General features: G+C 72.6%; 1 protein-coding gene. It reads left to right on the top strand.

Going from position 1 to position 1,109, the window contains the following annotated elements; translation table 11 throughout:
• Positions 1–303: 303 nt before the first annotated feature.
• The coding region (locus tag AB0G02_RS26990; protein WP_360798884.1) for a LacI family DNA-binding transcriptional regulator at positions 304–1,109 on the top strand (806 nt) is incomplete at its 3' end.

The raw sequence follows: 1,109 nt of genomic DNA, 5'->3' as shown, positions 1-1,109 counted from the left end.
CCGACGCCCGCCGGTGGTGCTGCGCTCGCGCGGCGAGCCGTAGTCGCCTGACGCGCGCCGGCGGTGTGACCCGGCCGGTGGGCCGGTGCTCGCCCCACGACGCCCCCCGACCGGACTGACGGCTGCGCTCCCGCGGTGCTCGCGTGACCGACGCCCGAGTGGGCGCGGCTGACCGGTGTGTCCGTCTCGTCCCCGCCGGTCCGACTCTTGACGCTGCGTGCACGTAGCGGTTGACTGCGTGTCCGTAACCGGTTTCGGTACCGGTTACGGACCGTCCGTGGCGCAGCAGCCGAGGAGTGCACCGTGCGAGTCACGATCGCTGAAGTCGCCCAACGCGCCCAGGTGAGCAAGGCGACCGTGTCCCGCGTGCTCAACGGCAAACCCGACGTCGACGCGGCCACCGCGGCACGGGTGCGGCAGGTGATCGCGGACGTCGGCTACGTGCCCAGCGCCCGCGCGGTCGGCCTCGCCCGCGGCCGCGCCCGGACCGTCGGCATGCTCGTGCCCTCGTTGACCTGGCCGTGGACCGGCGAGGTCGTGCAGGGCGCGGTGGACGAGCTGGAGGCCGAGGGGTACGGCCTGCTGCTCTACACGGTCAACCGGGGCTCCGAGTCGTTGGCGCAGTTCGCCAGCCACGTGTCGGCCAAGGCGTTCGACGGGCTGCTGGTGATCGAGCCGCCGGACACCTTGAGCTACATCGAGACGCTGCACGACCAGGGCCTGCCCGTGGTCATGATCGACGACCGGGGCAGCAGGCCCGGGTTCCCGTCGGTCTGCACCACGAACCGCGAGGGCGCGCAGGCGGCGGCGCAGCACCTGATGTCCACCGGCCGCACGGGTTTCGCCGTGGTGACGGGACCGGGGAACTTCGGGTGCGTGCGGGAGCGGCTGGACGGTTTCCTGGACGCGCTGGGCGACGCGGGCGTGCACGTCGACCCGCGTTTGGTGGTGGAGGGCGACTTCAGCACCGACCGCGGCGCGGTGGCCACGGAGAAGCTGATGGCCACCGGCCTGCGCTTCGACGCCGTGTTCGCGACCTTCACCCCTCGGAGAACCGGCGAGATCCGGGCCGTGTGCCTCGACGTCGACGACACCCTCGTCGACTACAG

Source organism: Actinosynnema sp. NPDC023658, assembly GCF_040639995.1.
Lineage (GTDB): Bacteria > Actinomycetota > Actinomycetes > Mycobacteriales > Pseudonocardiaceae > Actinosynnema.
Note: the sequence above shows the minus strand (reverse complement) of the source record. Positions and strands in the feature narration are given on the sequence as shown.